At 72.0% G+C, this 19,046-nt stretch carries 17 protein-coding genes; 5 read left to right on the top strand and 12 right to left on the bottom strand.

Features of this window, described 5'->3' with window-relative positions; genetic code table 11:
- The first annotated feature begins 64 nt into the window (after positions 1–64).
- The 5 genes from ACFZDL_RS01820 (at position 65) to ACFZDL_RS01840 (ending at position 4,544) form a co-directional block, all read left to right on the top strand.
- Entirely contained in the window at positions 65–466 is a 402-nt protein-coding gene (locus tag ACFZDL_RS01820) for an NTP pyrophosphohydrolase (protein WP_353591072.1), read from the top strand.
- Positions 467–531: 65 nt separating this feature from the next.
- Complete coding sequence (locus tag ACFZDL_RS01825; RefSeq protein WP_353591071.1) at positions 532–1,536, top strand: iron ABC transporter permease; 1,005 nt, start codon at positions 532–534, stop codon at positions 1,534–1,536.
- Positions 1,533–2,600, top strand: a complete 1,068-nt coding sequence (locus tag ACFZDL_RS01830) for an iron chelate uptake ABC transporter family permease subunit (protein WP_353591070.1) — start codon at positions 1,533–1,535, stop codon at positions 2,598–2,600. Before ACFZDL_RS01825 ends, ACFZDL_RS01830 begins: the two co-directional genes overlap by 4 nt.
- Positions 2,597–3,463 (top strand): ABC transporter ATP-binding protein, encoded by an 867-nt coding sequence (locus ACFZDL_RS01835; RefSeq protein WP_353591069.1) that lies wholly within the window; start codon positions 2,597–2,599, stop codon positions 3,461–3,463. Before ACFZDL_RS01830 ends, ACFZDL_RS01835 begins: the two co-directional genes overlap by 4 nt.
- A gap of 37 nt (positions 3,464–3,500) precedes the next feature.
- Positions 3,501–4,544, top strand: a complete 1,044-nt coding sequence (locus ACFZDL_RS01840; RefSeq protein WP_353591068.1) for an iron-siderophore ABC transporter substrate-binding protein — start codon at positions 3,501–3,503, stop codon at positions 4,542–4,544.
- A gap of 13 nt (positions 4,545–4,557) precedes the next feature.
- Here ACFZDL_RS01840 and ACFZDL_RS01845 read toward each other — a convergent pair whose 3' ends face one another.
- The 12 genes from ACFZDL_RS01845 to ACFZDL_RS01900 form a co-directional block, all read right to left on the bottom strand.
- Positions 4,558–6,036, bottom strand: coding sequence for an amino acid permease (locus tag ACFZDL_RS01845; protein WP_353591067.1), 1,479 nt, complete (start codon positions 6,034–6,036; stop codon positions 4,558–4,560).
- 274 nt (positions 6,037–6,310) lie between these two features.
- Complete coding sequence (gene dxs, locus ACFZDL_RS01850; protein ID WP_353591066.1) at positions 6,311–8,290, bottom strand: 1-deoxy-D-xylulose-5-phosphate synthase; 1,980 nt, start codon at positions 8,288–8,290, stop codon at positions 6,311–6,313.
- Positions 8,291–8,517: 227 nt separating this feature from the next.
- Complete coding sequence (locus ACFZDL_RS01855) at positions 8,518–9,810, bottom strand: sugar ABC transporter permease (RefSeq protein WP_353591065.1); 1,293 nt, start codon at positions 9,808–9,810, stop codon at positions 8,518–8,520.
- Positions 9,807–10,595: an ATP-binding cassette domain-containing protein gene (locus ACFZDL_RS01860; RefSeq protein ID WP_353591064.1), complete on the bottom strand. Its 789-nt coding sequence runs from the start codon at positions 10,593–10,595 to the stop codon at positions 9,807–9,809. The genes ACFZDL_RS01855 and ACFZDL_RS01860 overlap by 4 nt, the downstream gene beginning before the upstream one ends.
- Positions 10,596–10,738: 143 nt before the next feature.
- Positions 10,739–11,842, bottom strand: coding sequence for a substrate-binding domain-containing protein (locus ACFZDL_RS01865; RefSeq protein ID WP_353591063.1), 1,104 nt, complete (start codon positions 11,840–11,842; stop codon positions 10,739–10,741).
- 252 nt (positions 11,843–12,094) lie between these two features.
- The gene (locus tag ACFZDL_RS01870; RefSeq protein WP_353591062.1) at positions 12,095–13,294 is read right to left on the bottom strand and encodes an ROK family transcriptional regulator; all 1,200 of its coding nucleotides are present in this window, start codon (positions 13,292–13,294) and stop codon (positions 12,095–12,097) included.
- A 436-nt stretch (positions 13,295–13,730) separates the two neighbouring features.
- Positions 13,731–14,474, bottom strand: a complete 744-nt coding sequence (locus ACFZDL_RS01875; RefSeq protein ID WP_353591061.1) for a hypothetical protein — start codon at positions 14,472–14,474, stop codon at positions 13,731–13,733.
- A 3-nt stretch (positions 14,475–14,477) separates the two neighbouring features.
- Positions 14,478–14,735 carry a phosphopantetheine-binding protein gene (locus ACFZDL_RS01880; protein ID WP_353591060.1) on the bottom strand — a complete coding sequence of 86 codons (258 nt, stop codon included), beginning with the start codon at positions 14,733–14,735 and terminating at the stop codon, positions 14,478–14,480.
- 17 nt (positions 14,736–14,752) lie between these two features.
- Complete coding sequence (locus ACFZDL_RS01885; protein WP_353591059.1) at positions 14,753–16,024, bottom strand: type III PLP-dependent enzyme; 1,272 nt, start codon at positions 16,022–16,024, stop codon at positions 14,753–14,755.
- Positions 16,011–17,006: a 3-oxoacyl-[acyl-carrier-protein] synthase III C-terminal domain-containing protein gene (locus tag ACFZDL_RS01890; protein ID WP_353591058.1), complete on the bottom strand. Its 996-nt coding sequence runs from the start codon at positions 17,004–17,006 to the stop codon at positions 16,011–16,013. Before ACFZDL_RS01890 ends, ACFZDL_RS01885 begins: the two co-directional genes overlap by 14 nt.
- A gap of 5 nt (positions 17,007–17,011) precedes the next feature.
- On the bottom strand, positions 17,012–18,259 hold the full coding sequence (locus ACFZDL_RS01895; RefSeq protein WP_353591057.1) for an acyl-CoA dehydrogenase family protein: 1,248 nt from the start codon (positions 18,257–18,259) through the stop codon (positions 17,012–17,014).
- Positions 18,256–18,942, bottom strand: coding sequence for an acyl-CoA dehydrogenase family protein (locus ACFZDL_RS01900; protein WP_353591056.1), 687 nt, complete (start codon positions 18,940–18,942; stop codon positions 18,256–18,258). Before ACFZDL_RS01900 ends, ACFZDL_RS01895 begins: the two co-directional genes overlap by 4 nt.
- Between the last annotated feature and the right edge of the window lie 104 nt (positions 18,943–19,046).

Consider the following 19,046-nt stretch of genomic DNA (forward strand, 5'->3'; position numbering starts at 1 on the left):
GCCCCATAGGGCTTGCGCGTCACCCCTGCTGACGCGGCGCCACCCATAGTATTTTGCCTCCCCTATGGAAGGTCTGGTCGTCGTGGACGCGGCGAATGTCATCGGTTCGGTGCCCGACGGCTGGTGGCGGGACCGGCGCGGCGCGGCCGAGCGGCTGCGGGACCGGCTGGCCGCCCTCGCCGAACGCGGGCTGCCACCCCGTCCCGGGGTTCCGGAGTGGGCCGGGCGGCCGCCCGTGGACATCGTGTTGGTCGTCGAGGGCGCCGCGCGCGATATCGCGCCCGTGCCGAGGGTACGGGTGGAGGCGGCGCCGGGCAGCGGGGACGACCGGATCGTGGAGGTGGTGGCGGCCCGCGAGCCGGGGCGGCCGTGTTGGGTGGTGACCGCCGACCGGGAGCTGCGGGAGCGGGTGCGGGCGCTGGGGGCCGAGGTCACGGGCCCGCGCGCGATCCGCCCCGCCGACTGAGCGGGCCACCGGCGCCACGTACTCTTAGGCAAGCCTTGGCTAAGAGTACGGAAGAGAGAAGGCGAATGTCGGGAGTCGCGCGCCGCCGCGTCGGCTGGATATCCGCGGCGGCGCTGCTGCTCCTGGCCGCCGTGGTGCTCAGCCTGGCGGTCGGCAGCCGCCAGATCGCCATCGGCGAGGTCTATGACGCGCTGCTGCACGGTGGCACGAGCGACAACGCCCAGGTCGTACGGTCCCTGCGGGTGCCGCGGACCGTCATCGGCGTCATGGTGGGGGTCGCCCTCGCCGTGGCCGGCACCGTACTGCAGGGAATCACCCGCAATCCGATCGCCGAGCCCGGCATCCTGGGCATCAGCCAGGGGGCCTCGCTGGGCGTGGTCTGCGCGATCGCGTTCTTCGGGGTGCACACGCTGAACGGGTACGTGTGGTTCGCCTTCACGGGCGCGGCGCTCGCGGCGGTGTGCGTGTACGCGGTGGCCAGCAGCGGGCGCGGGGGCGCGTCCCCGGTCAAACTCGCCCTGGCCGGTGCCGCGATGAACGCGTTCATCGCCTCGGTGGTCTCGGCGATCGTCACCACCAACGCCCGGGCCCTGGACGAGTTCCGGTTCTGGGACGTGGGCTCGCTCGGCGGGCGTGACGCCACGATCGCGGGCCAGACCTGGCCCTTCCTGGCCGCCGGGCTGGTGCTGGTGCTGGCGATGGCCCGGGGGCTCGACGCGCTCGCCCTCGGCGACGACGTCGCCCGGGGGCTCGGCCGCAATGTCGCGCTGCTGCGGATGGGTGGCACCGTGGGCGCGACGGTGCTGACGGGTGTCGCGGTCGCCGCCGCGGGCCCGATCGCCTTCACGGGCCTCGCCGTTCCGCATATCGCGCGCGCCCTCGTCGGCAGCGGCCACCGCTGGCTGCTGCCGATGGCCGCGCTGCTCGGCCCGGTGATGATCCTCACCTCGGATGTCATCGGCCGTATCGTCTTCCCGCCCTCGGAGGTGCCGGTGTCCGTGATGACCGCCCTGGCGGGCGTGCCGTTCCTGATCGCCCTGGTGCGCAGGAAGGCGGTGGTGACAGCGTGAGCACCGTCTCCCGAGGGGCCGTGCACGCCGCCGGGTACACCGTGGTCAGGGCCGGGCGGGGCAGCTTCCTCGTGCACCGCGGGGCCGTGGTCGCGGCCGTCGTCCTGGCCGCCGCGCTGGCCGTGGCCGTCGTGGCGTCGCTGTGCGTCGGCGAGTCGTTCGTCCCGCCGACCGAGGTCGTACGGGTGCTGCTGGGGCAGCCCAGCCCCGACGAGCTGGTGGTGGGCACCCTGCGGCTGCCGCGCCTGGTGACCGGGCTGCTGGTCGGCGTGGCCTTCGGGCTGGCCGGTGCGCTCATCCAGACCATGGCCCGCAACCCGCTCGCCAGCCCCGACGTCATCGGGGTGACGCACGGCGCGGGCGCCGCCACGGTCGCCGCCATGACCTTCGGCATCACCTCGTACACCGCCCTGCCGTATGTGTCGGTCGGCGGCGGGCTCGCGGCCGCCGCGCTGGTCTATGTCTTCGCCTGGCGCAAGGGGCTCAGCGCCTCCCGCTTCGTCCTCATCGGCATCGGGATCTCGGTGGCCCTCGGCTCGCTGTCCCGGCTGTTCCTGACCAAGGGCGACTATCTGGTGGCCCAGCAGGCCAAGGTCTGGCTCACCGGGTCGCTCAACGGCCGCGGTTACGACCAGGCCGCGCCGCTGGCGACGGCGCTGCTGCTCCTGGTGGTGCCGCTGCTGTGGGCGGCCCGGGCGCGGCGCGGGGTGTCGCTGGACGACGACACGGCCACCGCGCTCGGCGTCCGTCTTGACCGGGTCCGGCTGGGGCTGAGCGCCCTCGGGGTGGTCCTCGCGTCGGTTGCCACCGGCGCCGCCGGTCCGGTGGACTTCGTGGCGCTGCTCGCTCCGCAGATCGCGCGCCGGGTCGCCCGTACCGAGCAGCCGCCGCTGCTGTGTTCGGCGCTGACCGGGGCGCTGGTCGTGGTCGTCGCGGATCTGCTGGCCCGCAGGCTCTTCTCGCCGACCGAGCTGCCGGTCGGCGTGTTCACCGCCTTGGTGGGCGCCCCGTATCTGATGTGGCTGCTCATCCGCACCCGTAGCCGTTCCGGAGGCACCGCGTGACCGACAACCGCCTGACCGCGCGGGGGCTGACCCTCGCGTACGAGGACCGCACGGTCGTCGACGGTCTCGACCTGGAGATCCCGCACGGGAAGGTCACGGTGATCGTCGGTCCCAACGCATGCGGCAAGTCCACCCTGCTGCGCGCGCTCGGCCGGCTGCTGCGGCCGCGGCGCGGCGCGGTGCTGCTGGACGGCACCGAGCTGTCCCGCCTGCCGACCAAGCGGATCGCCCAGGCGATCGGGCTGCTGCCGCAGACCCCGGTGCCGCCGGAGGGGATCACGGTGGCGGATCTGGTCTCGCGCGGGCGGCAGCCGCACCAGAGGTGGTGGCAGCAGTGGTCGGAGGCGGACGAGCGGGCCGTCGGCGAGGCCATGGAGCGCACCGGGACCGCCGAACTCGCGACGCGCCCGGTCGACGAGCTCTCCGGCGGCCAGCGGCAGCGCGTGTGGATCGCCATGGCCCTGGCCCAGGACACCGATCTGCTGCTGCTCGACGAGCCGACGACCTACCTGGACATCGCCCACCAGGTGGAGGTGCTGGACCTGGTCCGGCAGCTCAACCATGACCGCGGCCGTACCGTGGTCGCGGTGCTGCACGATCTGAACCAGGCGGCGCGCTACGCCGACCACCTGATCGCGATGCGGGCCGGGCGGATCGTGGCGGAGGGCGCGCCGGGCGACGTCGTCACCGCGGAGCTGGTGCAGGAGGTCTTCGGGCTGGCCTCGGTGGTCGTACCGGATCCGGTGACGGGCGATCCGCTGGTGGTGCCGGGCGCCCCGTGGGCGCAGGGCGGGGGCCGTGCTGTCGGCGATGGTGCCGACGGGGGTGGTGCTACCGCCGCACCCCCGCGCACCATAAGGTAAGCCTCGCCTAAGAACTGCCTGTGACAGGAGCCTTCCCATGTCCTATCGACGTCGCGGTACCGCCGCCGTCGCCCTCGCCGTCGCCGCCGCGCTCTCCCTCGTGGCCTGCGGCTCCTCCGACAGCGCGGAGGGCGGGAAGGAAGGCGGCAGCGGGCAGGGCGACAAGAAGTCCGTGTCCAAGGACGGCAAGGACTTCGCGAGCGCGGCCAGGAAGACCGCCGCGATGGGCACGGACGCCAAGGCCGGCCAGTGGCCGCGCACCATCACCCACGCCATGGGGAAGACCGAGCTCAAGGCCCAGCCCAAGCGGGTGGTCGTACTGGACGTCGGCGAGCTGGACAACGTGGTGTCGCTCGGCATCAAGCCGGTCGGCCTCGCGCCCACCGAGGGCTCCCCGGAGCTCCCGTCGTACCTGAAGAAGGAGGCGGGCGACCCGAAGAACGTCGGCACCATCAACAACCTCAACCTCGAGGCGATCGCCGCGCTCAAGCCCGATCTGATCCTCGGCAGCCAGCTGCGCGCCGCGGACAAGTACGACGAGCTGTCGAAGATAGCGCCGACCGTCTTCTCCATCCGCCCCGGCTTCACCTGGAAGCAGAACTACCTCCTCAACGCCGCCGCGCTGGACAAGACGGCCGAGGCCAAGGCGGAGCTCGCCGAGTACGACAAGAAGGTCAAGGCGCTGGACACCAAGCTGGGCGCCGAGAAGCCGACCGTCTCCATGCTCCGGTTCATGCCCGACGGTGTGATCCGCCTCTACGCCAACGCCTCGTTCATCGGCACCATCCTGAAGGACGCTCATATCCCGCGCCCGAAGAACCAGGACGTGGAGGACCTGGCCACCGAGATCAGCGCCGAGAACATCGACAAGGCCGACGCCGACTACATCTTCACAGGCGTCTACGGCGACCCGAAGGCCACGGACCGCTCCAAGGCCCAGGGCAACCCACTGTGGAAGAACCTCAAGGCGGTCAAGGCGGGACGCGCCACCGACGTCCCGGACGAGACCTGGTACCTGGGCCTCGGGGTGATGGCCGCGGACGAGGTCGTGGCGGATCTGCAGCAGCGCCTCACGGCCTGAGCGACCCAGCCGCTCAGGGCCCGGGCCGGGGCGGCGCCTTCGCGCCGCCCTCCGCCGCGCCCAGCCTGCTGTGCCGGCGCCCGTAGAGGAAGTAGGCGAGGAAGCCGATCGCCATCCACACCCCGAACCGCACCCAGGTCTCGGTGGGCAGGTTCAGCATCAGCCACAGCGAGGCGGCGATCGAGGCGATCGGCAGCACCGGCACCCAGGGGGCGCGGAAGGCGCGGGGCAGATCGGGGCGGGTGCGGCGCAGCACGATGACGCCGAGGGCGACCACGACGAAGGCGAAGAGTGTGCCGATGTTCACCAGCGCCGCCAGTTCGGAGATGCTGGTGAACCCGGCGACGACGGCGATGACGACGCCGAGCACGACCGTCGAGCGGTACGGCGTGGCGTACTTCGGGTGCACCTTCGAGAAGACCCTGGGCAGCAGTCCGTCGCGGCTCATGGCGAAGAAGACGCGGGTCTGCCCGAGCAGCAGGATCAGACAGACGGTGGTGAGCCCGATCGCCGCGCCGAAGCTGATGAGGCCCGCGTAGAAGGGGTGTCCGGTCGCCTTGAAGGCGTCGGCGAGCGGGGCGTCCACCGACAGTTCGGTGTACTTCTGCATGCCGGTGACCACGATGGACACCGCGACATAGAGCACGGTGCAGATGAAGAGCGAGCCGAGGATGCCGCGCGGCATGTCGCGCTGCGGGTTTCTGGTCTCCTCGGCCGTGGTGGCCACGATGTCGAAGCCGATGAAGGCGAAGAAGACCACGGCGGCGGCGGTGAAGATGCCCTGGACGCCGAACGAGGTCGGCTGGTACCCGAACATCACCTCGATCAGCGGGGCCTTGAGCCCGGCGCTGGTGACCGTCCCCCGGGCCTCGGGGATGAAGGGGTGGTAGTTCCCGGCGTTGATGAAGAAGGACCCGGCGATGATGACCAGCAGCACCACGGTCACCTTGATCGCGACCACCACCGTCGTGACCCGCGCGGACAGCTTCATGCCCAGGACCAGGATCCCGGTCAGCAGCAGCACCAGCAGAAAGGCGAGGATGTCGAAGCCGAAGCCGTGTGCCACATCGGGGCCCGACAGCGCATCCGGCAGATGCCAGCCCACGTTGTCCAGCAGGGAACGCACATAGCCGGACCAGCCCACCGCCACCACGGCGGTGGCCAGGGCGAATTCCAGGACCAGGTCCCAACCGATGATCCAGGCGGGCAGTTCGCCGAGCGAGGCGTACGAGAAGGTGTACGCGGACCCGGCCACCGGCACCGTGGAGGCGAACTCGGCGTAGCACAGCGCGGCCAGCGCACAGGCGATCCCGGCGGCCACGAAGGCGAGCGCGGTCGCCGGCCCCGCCTGCTGCTTGGCCACGGCTCCGGTGAGCACGAAGATACCGGTGCCGATGATCACGCCGACGCCGAAGACGGTCAGGTCGAGGGCGGAGAGCGTCCTGGTCAGGGCGTGCTCGGGCTCCTCGGTGTCCTGGATGGACTGTTCCACGGACTTGGTCCTGAAGAGGCCTCCCCGGCCCCTGCCCCCGGCCCGCTTCCCGGCGCCTCCGCTGTCCGCTTCTCTTCCGTTCACCGCGCCACCTCCACGCCTGTCCGTGCGCGCCATCGTGGGGGTAACCGGGCAGGCGTGATGTATGCACGCCCTTCGGCGTTCCCGATTCACCCGATGGGGCCAGGCCGGGGGAAGAGCACTGGGCCGGTCGGAGCACCGCGCGTGTCGCGCGGCGGCCCCGACCGGCCCGGCCGGAGGTGCTGGCGCGGGGTCAGTCCCGTACGGGCTCGGCGGCGGCGGACTGCGCCGCCGCCCCGGTCCCGGCGTGCTCGGCCGCGGCGGCCGGCCCTCCCGCGTCTGCCTCGTAGCGTCCGCCGATCCTGGAGACCAGGCCGGTGACCTGGCGGGCGATGTCGGGGGCGGTCAGCCCGATCTCGGCCATGACCTCCTTGCGGGAGGCGTGGTCGAGGAAGCGGGGCGGGATGCCGAAGTCGCGCAGCGGCATGTCCACCCCGGAGTCGCGCAGCGCCTGCGCGATGGAGGAGCCCACGCCACCGACGCGGATGTTGTCCTCGACGGTGACCACGACGCGGTGGCGCTCGGCGAGCGCGGGCAGTTCCTCGTCCACGGGCTTGACCCAGCGCGGGTCCACCACCGTGGTGGAAATGCCCTGTTTGTCGAGGAGGTCGGCCACCTCCAGACACATCGGCGCCAGCGCGCCGACCGAGACCAGCAGCACATCCGGCCGGTCCGCGTCGGCCGGGGCGGGCTCGCGCAGCACGTCCATGCCGCCGATCCGGCCCACCGCCCGGACCGCCGGGCCGACCGCGCCCTTGGAGTAGCGCACCACCGTCGGGGCGTCGTCCACCTCCACGGCCTCGCGCAGCTGGGCGCGGACCTGGTCGGCGTCGCGCGGGGCGGCGATCCGCAGCCCCGGGACGACCTGCAGGAGGGACATGTCCCACATGCCGTTGTGCGAGGGGCCGTCCGTACCGGTGATCCCGGCCCGGTCGAGGACGAAGGTCACCCCGCACTTGTGCAGCGCCACATCCATCAGGACCTGGTCGAAGGCGCGGTTGAGGAAGGTCGCGTAGACGGCGAAGACCGGGTGCAGCCCGCCGGTCGCCAGGCCTGCCGCCGAGACCGCGCCGTGCTGCTCGGCGATGCCGACGTCGAAGACCCGGTCGGGGAACCGCTTGGCGAACTTGGTGAGACCCACCGGGTGCAGCATCGCCGCGGTGATCGCGACGATGTCCTCGCGCTCCTCGCCGAGCTTGACCATCTCGTCGCCGAAGACCGAGGTCCAGTCGGCGCCGGACGCGGAGATCGGCAGCCCGGTGTCGGGGTGGATCGGGCTGATGCCGTGGAAGCGGTCGGTCTCGTCCTGTTCGGCCGGGGCGTAGCCGCGGCCCTTCTCGGTGAGACAGTGCACGATGACCGGGCCGCCGAAACGCTTCGCCCGCTGGAAGGCGGACTCCAGCGCCTGGATGTCATGGCCGTCGATCGGCCCGACGTACTTCAGCCCCAGGTCCTCGAACATGCCCTGCGGGGCGATGAAGTCCTTGAGCCCCTTCTTGGCGCCGTGCAGCGTCTCGTACAGCGGACGGCCGACGACCGGGGTGCGCTCCAGGAGGTCCTTGCCGCGGGCCAGGAAGCGCTCATAGCCGTCGGTGGTACGGAGGGTGGCCAGGTGGTTGGCCAAGCCGCCGATGGTCGGCGAGTACGACCACTCGTTGTCGTTCACGACGATGACCAGCGGACGGTTCTTGGCGGCGGCGATGTTGTTCAGCGCCTCCCAGGCCATGCCGCCGGTCAGCGCGCCGTCACCGATGACCGCGACCACGTGGTCCTGCCTGCCCAGCAGCTCATTGGCCTTGGCCAGGCCCTCGGCCCAGCCCAGCACGGTGGAGGCGTGGCTGTTCTCGATGACGTCGTGCTCGGACTCGGCGCGCGAGGGGTAGCCGGACAGCCCGCCCTTGCTCTTGAGCCTGGAGAAGTCCTGGCGGCCGGTGAGGAGTTTGTGGACGTAGGACTGGTGGCCGGTGTCCAGGAGCACCTTGTCCCGGGGCGAGTCGAAGACCCGGTGCAGGGCGATGGTGAGCTCCACCACACCGAGGTTGGGGCCCAGATGGCCACCGGTCTTGGAGACGGCGTCGACGAGGAAGGTGCGGATCTCCGCGGCCAGCTGGTCCAGCTGCTCCGGAGTGAGCCGGTCCAGATCCCGCGGTCCCCTGATGTGGGTCAGCAGCACCCGTGCCTCCTTGCTGTCGAGTTTGCCGCCGTGCGTCTTTGCACGCGTGCCTGTCGAGCCTTGCCGGTCCGCCTGAGTCTAATGTTCCGCCCAGGGGGCGATGGTCCGGCCCATGCGATACACGTCACGCGTTCGGCGGCAGAACACCTGTGCCCGGCACCGCTCGCGTGAAGCGGTACCGGGCACGTGACAAACGGCACAGCGGCCGGCTACGGGGCGGTCAACCCTCAGCCGCGCCCCGCCGAGCGCTGGGTCCTCCGCGAGACCGAGTCGATCACGACCGCGGCCAGCAGCACCGCACCGGTGATCATGTACTGCACGGAGTTGGCGACACCCAGCAGGGCCATGCCGGACGCGATGGAGCCGATGACCAGCATGCCGAGCAGCGCCGACCAGACCGAGCCGCGGCCGCCGAAGAGGCTGGTGCCGCCGATGACCGCGGCGGCGATCGCCTCCATGAGCAGATTGCCGGTGCCGGCCTGCTGGCTCGCGGAGCCGATCCGGGAGGCGATCATGATTCCGCCGAACGCGGCCATCAGCCCGGACAGGGCGTACACCGAGATCCGCACCGCGTCCACATTGATGCCCGCGCGGCGGGACGCCTCGACGCTGCCGCCCAGCGCGATCACCTTGCGCCCGTACGGGGTGCGGCGCACCACGAAGTCGAGGACCAGCAGCACCACCACGAAGATGACGAGCGCCAGCGGCAGGCCCTTGTACTCGTTGAGCCGCCAGGCCGCGGCGTAGGCGATGACGGCCAGCACCGCGGTGCGCACCAGGATCTCGCTCAGCGGCCGGGAGGGTATACCGGCCGCCTTGCGCCGCCGCGCGCCCAGGAACTGGGCCAGGAAGAACCCGGCCACGGCGACCGTGGCCGCCCCGTACGCGGCGATCAGCTGCGAGAAGTAGTGGCTGGACAGACTCTGCACGAAGCCGTCGTCGTCGAGGTCGAGCGTGCCGGTGGTGCCCAGCACCTGGAGCATCAGCCCGTTCCAGGCCAGCAGACCGGCGAGGGTGACCACGAAGGCCGGGGTGCCGATCTTGGCGAAGAAGAAGCCGTGCAGCGCGCCGAGGGCGGCGCCCAGGGCCAGCGCGATGACGACGGCGAGCACTTCGGGCACCCCGTGCCTGATGTTGAGCACCGCCATGGTGCTCGCGGCCAGACCGCTGAGCGAGCCGACGGACAGGTCGATCTCGCCGAGCAGCAGCACGAAGACGATGCCGACCGAGATCAGGCCGGTGCCGACGATCAGAATCGACAGGTCGGAGAGGTTCTTGGGCGAGAGGAAGGCGTCGTCCTTGATCTGGTAGACCGCCCAGATCACGGCGATGCCGACGATGACGGGGAGCGCGCCCAGCTCACCGCTGCGCAGCTTGCGGCCGAACTCCTGGAGGTAGCCCTTGAATCCCTCCTGGCGCACCAGCAGCCGGGGGTCGACCGCGGTGACCGCGTCCTTGGCGACCGGGGCCGCCTCCTGCACACCCTCTCCGCCGTCGGTCTTGTCGGTCCTGGTGGTCACTTGGCGACCTCCGCGTTACGCGCCTTGCGGCGGGTCACGGCGTTGTCCGTGGCGCCGGTGATGGCGGAGATGATCTCTTCTTGAGAGGTGGTCTTCACATCGAAGGTGCCGTTGTTGCGGCCGAGCCGCAGCACCGCGACCCGGTCCGCCACGGCCTTGACGTCGGCCATGTTGTGGCTGATGAGGATCACCGCCAGGCCGCGCTCGCGCAGCCGCTCGACCAGGTCGAGGACCTGCGCGGTCTGCTCGACGCCCAGGGCCGCGGTCGGCTCGTCGAGGATCACCAGCTTGGGCTCGCCGAGCATCGAGCGGGCGATGGCGACGGTCTGCCGCTGGCCGCCGGAGAGCGAGGCGATCGGGATCCGCACGCTGGGAATCCGGATGGACAGGGTCTGCAGCAACTCGCGGGAGCGGCGCTCCATCTCGACCTCGTCGAGCACCCCGGCGCGCCGGATCTCGCGGCCGAGGAAGAGATTGCCGACCACGTCGATGTTGTCGCACAGGGCGAGGTCCTGGTACACGGTCGCGATGCCCAGCTCCTGGGCGTCGTGCGGGCGGCTGACCTGGACCGGCCCGCCCTCCCACTCGAGGACGCCCTCGTCGGCGGGGCCGACTCCGGCGATCGCCTTGACGAGGGTCGACTTGCCGGCGCCGTTGTCGCCGACCAGGGCGACCACTTCACCGGCGTGGACCTCCAGATGTATGTCCGTCAGCGCCTGGACGGCGCCGAACCGCTTGGAGATCCCGCGCAACGCCAACACGGGTTCGTTCGGCACGATGGCCATCTCCGATCTGAGCAGGGGTTACGCCCCTGCGGTGTTACGGAGAGGAGAGAGCGCTCTCTCTCCTCTCACCTTCTGTGGGGGCGGTGGTGCGGTGTCGACAGCGGGGGCGGGCCGCCCGTAGCCCACGGGCGGCCGGTGGCGCACTACTTGATGCCGAGCTCGTCGCACGCGGCCTTGTACTTGGGCGTGCAGATGTCGGAGACCTTGTACAGGCCGTCCTTGACCACGGTGTCCTTGATGTTGTCCTTGGTCATCGACACCGGCGGGATCAGCGTCGCCGGGATCCCCTTCTTGGTCGGGCTGTCGGCCGTGGTCTCGGCGGGGACCTTCTCGCCGCGGCCGAGGGCGAGCGCCATCTTCGCGGCGGCCACCGCCTCCTGGCCGTAGGGCTTGTACACGCTCATGTACTGCGTGCCCGCCAGGACCCGCTGGACGCCCGCGAGTTCGGCGTCCTGGCCGGTGACCGGGGGCAGCGGGTCGACGCCGCCTGCCTTGAGCGCGGCGATCGCGCCGCCGGCCATGGTGTCGTTGGCCGAGTAGACGCCGATGATCTTGTCCTTGCCGAGGGAGTTGATCGCACCGGTCATCTGCTTGTTGGCCTCGTCCGCCAGCCAGCGGTCGATGTCGTACTTCTTGCCGATGTCGACCTTGCCCTCCAGGACCGACAGCGCGCCCTTCTTGAACAGCGCCGCGTTCGGGTCGGCCTCCCAGCCGTTGAGCATGACGACCTTGCCGGACTTGGCCTTGTTGCCGAGCGCCTTGAGCAGCGCCTCGCCCTGCACCTTGCCGACCGTCTCGTTGTCGAACGAGGTGTACGCGGAGACCGGGCCCTCGGCGAGCCGGTCGTACGCGACGACCGGGATTCCGGCCTCGTCCGCCTTCTTGACCGAGCTGGAGATGGCCTTGGAGTCCACCGAGTCGAGGATGATCACGTCCACCTTCTTGGTGATCATCGAGTCGACCTGCTGCTGCTGCACCGAGGTGTCCGACTTGGCGTTGGCGTACACCACCTTGCAGTCCGCACAGCCCGCCTTGATCTCCTTCTCGATCAAGGGGTGGTCCATCGCCTCGTATCTGGCGGTCTGGTCTTCTGGCAGGAGCAGGCCGATGGTGAGGGGGCCGGTCTTCTTCTTTTTGTCGTCGTCCTTGCTCTTGCCGGCTTCCTTGGCGGAGCCACAGGCCGCGAGCGAGACGGCCATCGTGACGGCGGCCGTGGCGACGACGACGCGACGCATCGTTGCGTTCATGGTGGGGGTGACCTCCCTGACGAGGCCGCGTCATTGCGGCCGAGGTGACCGGAAGTCAACTCGGCTGCTCGCTTGACGTCAAGAAGTAAATCCTTAACGAGATGGCAACGGTGCCATTCGTTATCTGAGTGAACACAGCGTGATCAGGTCCAGACCAGGCAGAAAAGCCGGGGTTCCGGGCACATTCCGTGCCCGGAACCCCGGCTCGATCCAGCTTTGGAGCTGTCAGGCGGTCAGATCGAACGGCCCCGCTCAGGTGAGAGCGGGCGTACCGGCCGACAGGGCGCCGTCGAGCAGTGTCGAGTCGCCCATCTCGCTCAGCACCAACGCGAGCGCGCCCAGCACCTCGGCCCGGCCGCCGAGCGCCCCGGGCATCACCGACAGCCGGCGGGCCGCGCTCGGGATGGCGTAGCGCGCGACCGACTCCCGGATCGGGCCGAGCACCAGCTCCCCCGCCTCGGCGAGATGGCCGCCCAGCACCACCCGGCTCGGGTTGATCAGATTGCACAGGTTCGCCACACCGCTGCCGATGTGCCGGCCCACGTCCGCGATCACCCGGCGGCAGCCGGGGTCGCCGTCCCGGGCGAGCTGCACCATGCGCTCCACGGTCAGGTCCACGCCATGGCTGGAGTACAGCAGCGGCAGCACATACCGGGCCGCGGTGAACGTCTCCAGGCAGCCGCGGTTGCCGCAGCGGCACACCGGGCCCGACTCGTCCAGCGTGATGTGGCCGATCTCGCCGGCCGTGCCGCCGGGCCCGCGGTAGATATGGCCGCTGATCACCAGGCCCGCGCCGACACCGTCGGCGACCTTGATGTACGCCAGGTCGGCCACGCCGCGCCCGGCGCCCCACACCAGCTCGCCGAGCGCGCCGAGGTTGGCGTCGTTGTCCACGTGCACCGGCACCCCGAGGCGCTGGGCCAGGTCGTCGCGCGGATTGGTGCCCGCCCAGCCGGGCAGGATCGCGGTCGAGCCGAGCGTGCCGGTCTCGACGTCGATCGGGGCCGGCACGCCGAGGCCGACGCCCACCACCTTCTCCTGGCTGATGCCGGTCGCCGCGATCAACCTGCTGACCAGGTGCTCCGCCCGGTCCAGGCCCTGCGACGCCGAGGCGTCGACATCCAGCGGCTCGGACTCCTCGGCCAGCACCTGGTGGGCCAGGTTGCCGATCGCCACGCGCAGATGCGTATGCCCGAAGTCCACGCCGACCACGATGCCCGCGTCACCGCTGAGCGAGACGCTGCGCGCCCGGCGGCCGCCCGCCGAGGTCGGGGTGACCTCGACCGTGCCGCCGTCCTTGAGCTCACGGACGATATTGGAGACGGTGGCCGCGGACAGCCCGGTGGTCCGGGCGATCTCCGCCTGGGTGAGCGAACCCGCCATGCGCACCGCGCGTACCACCCGCTCGAGGTTGGCCCGGTGCAGCGACGACTGCGATCCCGGAGTCTCCACGCCCATCCGCTCCTGTCTCCACGTCTCCGCGGGCGACACGACCGCCGCTCCGCCGGCCGGGCCGCAGCAGTGAGGCCCGGCTTGTCTCCAACATGTGAACTCTAAGCTGAGCCCTCCCCGTCGCCCCCCGTCAAGTCCTTGACGGACCATGACGGAGCCGGGTCGGGCTCGTTGATCGGATCAGTGTGCACAGGGCCGGACGGGTGCGCTCCGCCGTGTCGGTACGACCTGAGACTTCCCGGGCCCCGCTCGCGCAATCTCGATATCGCGCCAGCGTACGACGGGCGCCGCCGATGGGTAGGGGGTGTCCAGCAGCTGAGCGGTCGCCCCCTTTTTTGGGCTCGGTTCTCCCTGTTTTTGGGCTCGGTTCTCCCTGGGTTACCGCTGGGAGGTGCCCGGCGCCTCGGCCCCTGTCGCAGGGTCGCGCCCCTTCGGCTCACTCGCCGGGGCGAGCGAACACCGCGAGGTGCAGCCGCCCCAGCCTCCGGTCCCGGTCCGCGACCACCAGCCGCTCGGCGCCCTCCTCCGCCGCGTCCGCCAGCGCGCCGCGCAGCGCCCGCCACACCCCGGCGCAGCCGTGCCCCGCCCCGGCCGTCCGCACCGTGGCCCCCGCCTCCTCCAGGGCCCCCGACGGCTCGCGCAGGCCGTCGCCCAGGACATACGCGGTACGCGGCGCCGCCCCGAGCAGCGGCAGGCAGTCCGCCACATCCCCCGCAGGCTCCCCCACCCGCTCCTCCGCCACCGACTCCAGGCCCCAGCCGCCCGTCCCGCCGAGGACCAGCACCGCCCCGGCCGCCGGGTCGAGCACGAACAGCGCGGCGTCGACCGGGCCCCCGCCCCGGTGGATGCGGTCGAGCACCTTCAGACCGCTGAACGGGGCGCCGATCCCCTGGTCGGCGACGGAGAAGGCGCGCGGCTCGCCGGGGCAGGCGTCGGCGAGGAACCCCGCCACCAGCCCGGCGGGGGCCGCGTCAGACGCCTCGTGGGCCACCACCAGATAGTCCAGCGGGCGCGGCAACCCCGGCCCCGAGGACCCCGGGACGTCCTGCCCGCCGTCGCCCGGCGCTCCCGCCAGCAGTTCGCCGCCCATCGCGACGAAGGAGCGCCCGTCGGCCGGCCCCGGGAAGTCCAGCCCCCAGGTCGCGCCCAGGCGCAGCCCCGCCCCCCGCGCGTCCGCCATCCCTCACCGCTCTGCCGGGAGGCCGCGCATCAGGAAGTCGACCAGCGAGCCGACGGTCTCGAAGACGTCCGGTTCGATGGCGTCCGTGTCGACGACCACCCCCGCGTTGTCCTCCAGGTCGATCATGAGCTCGACGATGCTGGTGGAGTCGAGTCCCAGGTCCTCGAAGAGCCGCTTGCTCTCGTCCACCGGAGTGTCGGCGTACGGCACCATCGAGGCCACCGCCTTGCCGATCGTCTCGACCATCTGTGCGCGGTCCATCCCGGGCCTCCCCTTACTCACTGGACAAACTGGTGGTGTCGCTGCTTGCGCAGCAGGTCGTCGGCGGTGTCCCGGTCGCGGACCAGCAGCGGGCGGCCCTCGTGGACCAGCACCTCGGCCGGGAACCCATGGCTGAGGAAGAGACCGGGCGAGGCCGTCGGGCCGTACGCGCCCGACCGCAGCACGGCCAGCACATCGCCCGGCGCGAGGCCGGGCAGGGGCACACCGCGGGCGAGGGTGTCCTCCGGGGTGCACAGCGGGCCGGTGATGTGCCAGCGGCGCTCGGGTCCGGTGCGGTCGCCCGCGACCGCCGCGACGGGGAAGTTGCGGCGGGCGTAGGAGCCGACCCCGACCGCCGCCATGTGGTGGTGCGTACCACCGTCGGTGACGGCGAACCAGGTGTCGCGGGATTCCTTCACGTACTGAACCCGCACCAGATAGGCCCCGGCGCGGGCGGTGAGGAAGCGCCCGGACTCCAGGAGCAGCCGGGTGCGCGGATGGCGGCGCGCGAAGTCGCCCACGACGGGTGTGAGCCCCGCGCGCAGCGCGTCGAGGTCGAGGTCCTGTTCATGGTCGAAGTACGCCACCCCGAGCCCGCCGCCGACGTCCACCGCCTCCAGTTCGATGCCCGTGGCCGCCGCGACGCGTTCGGCCAGCGCCAGCACCTGGGCGGTGTTCTCCACGATCGCCGCCGCGTCGAGGATCCGGGTGCCGAGATAGACGTGTACGCCCAGGGGTACGGCGTGGGTGAGCGCGCTCAACCGGTCCTTTGCCCTGAGCACCTGCTCCTCGTCGATGCCGAACTGCCGGGGCTTGCCGCCCATGGCCAGCCGCGAACCGGCGCCGCCGAAGGAGGGGTTGACGCGCAGCAGCACCCGCTGCCGCAGCCCCGCCTGCCGCGCCGTCGCCTCGATGAGCTCCAGCTCCTCCCAGGACTCGCAGACGATGGCGTACACCCGGCCCTGGACGCAGGCGCGGATGTCGTCGGCGTTCTTTCCGGGGCCGAGGAAGATGATGTTCTCGGGGCGGGCCCCGGCCGTGCGGGCGGTGCGCAGCTCGACGAGCGAGGAGACCTCGGCGTGGGCGCCGTGTGCGAACAGCAGTGAGCAGACGCTGCTGTTGGGGTTGGCCTTCAGGGAGTAGAAGATCTCCACGGGGTACGGCAGGGCCGCCGCGAGCGACCGGACCGCGCCCGCCAGCAGCTCGCCGTCGTACACGTACAGCGGAGTGCCGTAGTGGTCCGCCAGGTCCGCGGCCCGGATCCCCTGGACGGCCTCAAAGCTCTCCATCGCGTCCTCCCTCGCTCCCTCGCCCGCCTTCTCGTTGCAGGACCACCGCGCCGAAGGTGGCGCCGAGGCCGACGGTGGCCATCACATACCGGTCCCCCGGCTCGAGCCGCCCGGAGGCGCGCAGCGAGGCGAGGTTGAGGTAGGGGTCGGCGCAGTTGGCGTGGCCCAGGCGCGGCAGGTTGTCGAGGAAGATCTGGGAGAAGGGGATGCCCAGCTCCTTGGCCACGCCTTTCCAGGACAGGCGGTTGACGTTGTGCGGGACGATCCACCGTACGCCGCCCGGTTCGGTGCCCGCCTCCCTCAGCGCCTCCTGGATGACGGCGGCGAGGGCGGGCGCGTAGAACCGGCTGTACTCCCGCTCCCGGTCGGGGTCCGCGCCGCCGAGGCTGCGGTAGAACCGCCCGTACGTCCGGAAGGCGGAGCCGAGCAGCGGATCGCCCGGCACCCGCGGGCCCACCACACATGCCGCGGCCGCGTCGGCGACGACCGCGATCCCCGGGATGACGCCCCGCTCCGGGCGGGCCACCCGGTCGCCGACGAGCAGCAGCGCGCTCCCGTCGGCCTCGGGCCCGGTCACCTGTCCGGCCAGGAAGAGCGCGAACAGGCCGGCGGCGCAGTTCATCTGGCCGACCGCGAAGGCCGGGGCGTGGTCGAGGCCGAGGGCGGTGCGGACGCCGTCGAGCAGTCCGGCCCCCGCGGGTTCCGTCTCAGCCGGACCGGCCCCCGCCGGGCCCGCCTCCTCGCCGATGCGCGCGTACAGCACCTGGCGTATGTCGCATGGGTCCGTGCCGCGCAGGGCCTCGCGGCCCGCCGCCGTGAGCATGTCGGCGAGCGAGTGGCCGGCGCTTCGGGGAACGTCACGGAAGCCGAGGTAGTCGCGGTAGAAGCGGGCCTTGGCGTCCGGGAGCCCGGCGCCCGCGGTGACGTCCGCGACCGTGAGCGCGGTGTGCGGGACGAAGGTGCCGACGGGCCCCAGCCGCATCGGCGTCACCCGTCCCCGCCCGCGGGCACCGGATCACTGCCCGCGGGCACCGGATCGCCGCCCGCGGGCACAGCGCCCGACCGGGCGAAGTCCTGGGCCAGCCGCAGCCGTTGGATGTCACTGGTGCCCTCCATGAGCTCCAGCGCGGCGGCGTCGCGGACCCACTTCTCCAGCAGCGGGTGGTCCAGCAGCGCGCCGCGCCCCAGCAGGGCGGGCAGCCGGCGGGTGATGTCCCGGACCAGACGGACCGCCTCCAGCTTGCACAGGGCGGAGGCATCGCCGCGCCCCTGGTCCGCCTCCACGAGGAGCGCGGTGCGGTGGACGAGCCGGGCGGCGGCCGCGATGCGCAGCGCGGCCGTCTCCAGCACCCGCCGCTCGGCCGGGCCCGGCGTCCGGCGCTCGGCGCGTACGTAGTCGTACACCGCGGCCGCGAGCCCGACGGCGGTCGCGGAGATCTGTACGCGCGCGCCGTAGAAGGCCGTGACCGCGCCCCACATCCCCCGGCGGGTGGCGGGCAGATGGGCGCCGAGCAGCCGGTCCCGCGCGATCGGCACATCGCGGAAGGTCATTTCGCTGATACGGGCGCCCCGCAGCCCGATCATGTCCAGCGCCTCGCCGTGCGCGCCGGGCGCCGGGAGCTCCAGGAGCACGGCGCGCACGCTCAGCGGCGAGGTGCCGGTCTGCGCGAACACCACTCCGACGCCGCCGCGCGAGCCGTTCCCGACGTACTTCTTGGCGCCGCTGAGCAGCCAGTCCCCGCCGCGGTCGGCGGGGTCGGCGGGGGTGAGCGCGGTCCGCATCCGGGTGGCGTCGCTGCCCGCCTGCGGTTCGGTGATGGCGCAGAAGGCCCAGGTCGCGCCGTCGGCGACGCGCTCGTAGAACGCGGCCTGCTGCCGCTCGTCGCCGAGGGTGCGGACGACCACGCCGGCGAGGGCGGGGGCGGGGCCGGCGAACATGGCGCCCGCGTCGCCGCGCGCCAGCTCCATGGAGCAGATCATCAGGGCGAGGAAGTCCCGTGGCAGGCCCTTGACCTCGGCCCGGTTCCGCTCGTCCTGGAACCGCTCGGGGATGCCCATCGCGCGGAAGAGGCGGAAGGCGGGGTTGCCGAGATGGTCGTCCATCCGGGCCGGGTCGGCGTCGATGGCGAGGGCGGCCTCCCGCAGGGCGGGGGCGACCTCGCGCGCGCGGGCACGCATGCGTGCGTGCGCGGCGTCCAGGACCGGGTCCTCGGCGTCCAGGGCCAGGGCCGTCACGACCACTCCTGTTCGGGGTCCTGCGGCGGTGTCACCCACAGGCTGCCGACGTACGCCGCGACGTACAGGGCGCGCACGGGGTGGTCGGCCAGATAGCCGGCGCCGCCGAAGAGGTTGGTCAGGGCCGCGTCGGCCGCGTCGAGGCGCCGGTGCAGCTCCTGCGCGGCGTACGGATCGGCGCCGGAGGTGGTCAGCAGGAGCTCACAGGCGCGGACGGCGGCGACACAGTCGGCGATCTTCGCGCGCACCAACTGCCGCTCGATCAGCGGCCGGTCACCGGAGCGCCGCCCCGCCACATGCGCCACCGCCCGCTCCAGCAGCGCCTCGGCCAGCCCGGCGCGCAGCGCGGCGAACAGCGTCCCGGCGAGCGCGAGCCGGTCCCGTGGGGCGGGCTCCGACCCGGCCGCGCCGTCCGGGACGTCATGGGGGACGACCTGAAGGACCTCAAGCCCCTCGCGCTCGGCCAGCTCATGGCGCGGGCCCGGCCGTACCGTGGCCCGCTCGCCGGACACCAGGCGCCCCGCCATCAGCCAGCCGCGCATTTCTGGGGAACTGGCCGCCGACCCGTCGGGCAGGACACAAAAGCCCTTGTCGGAGCAGGGTGCGGTGAAATCAAGGTGCCGCACGGCGGCGGTCAAAGCCGCCGGGAGACCGCTCTCGCGGGCCGTGCGCAAGACGTCCATGGCGGCGGAGAGAGGGTCGGCTCCGGGGTTCGCGGAGGACAATTCCGCAGCTTTTGCCGCCATATCCCCCAACCCCGTATACCCCGGCCCCCGTGATGGTCAAT

It is taken from the genome of Streptomyces sp. NPDC007917 (assembly GCF_042959105.1).
Lineage (GTDB): Bacteria > Actinomycetota > Actinomycetes > Streptomycetales > Streptomycetaceae > Streptomyces.

Bases quoted from the DNA above. Each gene is read 5' to 3' on its own strand.
- ACFZDL_RS01820 (WP_353591072.1), top strand. From the start codon at position 65: ATGGAAGGTCTGGTCGTCGTGGACGCGGCGAATGTCATCGGTTCGGTG.
- ACFZDL_RS01880 (WP_353591060.1), bottom strand. From the start codon at position 14,735: ATGGACCGCGCACAGATGGTCGAGACGATCGGCAAGGCGGTGGCCTCG.
- ACFZDL_RS01840 (WP_353591068.1), top strand. From the start codon at position 3,501: ATGTCCTATCGACGTCGCGGTACCGCCGCCGTCGCCCTCGCCGTCGCC.
- ACFZDL_RS01865 (WP_353591063.1), bottom strand. From the start codon at position 11,842: ATGAACGCAACGATGCGTCGCGTCGTCGTCGCCACGGCCGCCGTCACG.
- ACFZDL_RS01885 (WP_353591059.1), bottom strand. From the start codon at position 16,024: ATGGAGAGCTTTGAGGCCGTCCAGGGGATCCGGGCCGCGGACCTGGCG.
- ACFZDL_RS01900 (WP_353591056.1), bottom strand. From the start codon at position 18,942: ATGGACGTCTTGCGCACGGCCCGCGAGAGCGGTCTCCCGGCGGCTTTG.
- ACFZDL_RS01890 (WP_353591058.1), bottom strand. From the start codon at position 17,006: ATGCGGCTGGGGCCCGTCGGCACCTTCGTCCCGCACACCGCGCTCACG.
- ACFZDL_RS01825 (WP_353591071.1), top strand. From the start codon at position 532: ATGTCGGGAGTCGCGCGCCGCCGCGTCGGCTGGATATCCGCGGCGGCG.
- ACFZDL_RS01875 (WP_353591061.1), bottom strand. From the start codon at position 14,474: ATGGCGGACGCGCGGGGGGCGGGGCTGCGCCTGGGCGCGACCTGGGGG.
- ACFZDL_RS01860 (WP_353591064.1), bottom strand. From the start codon at position 10,595: ATGGCCATCGTGCCGAACGAACCCGTGTTGGCGTTGCGCGGGATCTCC.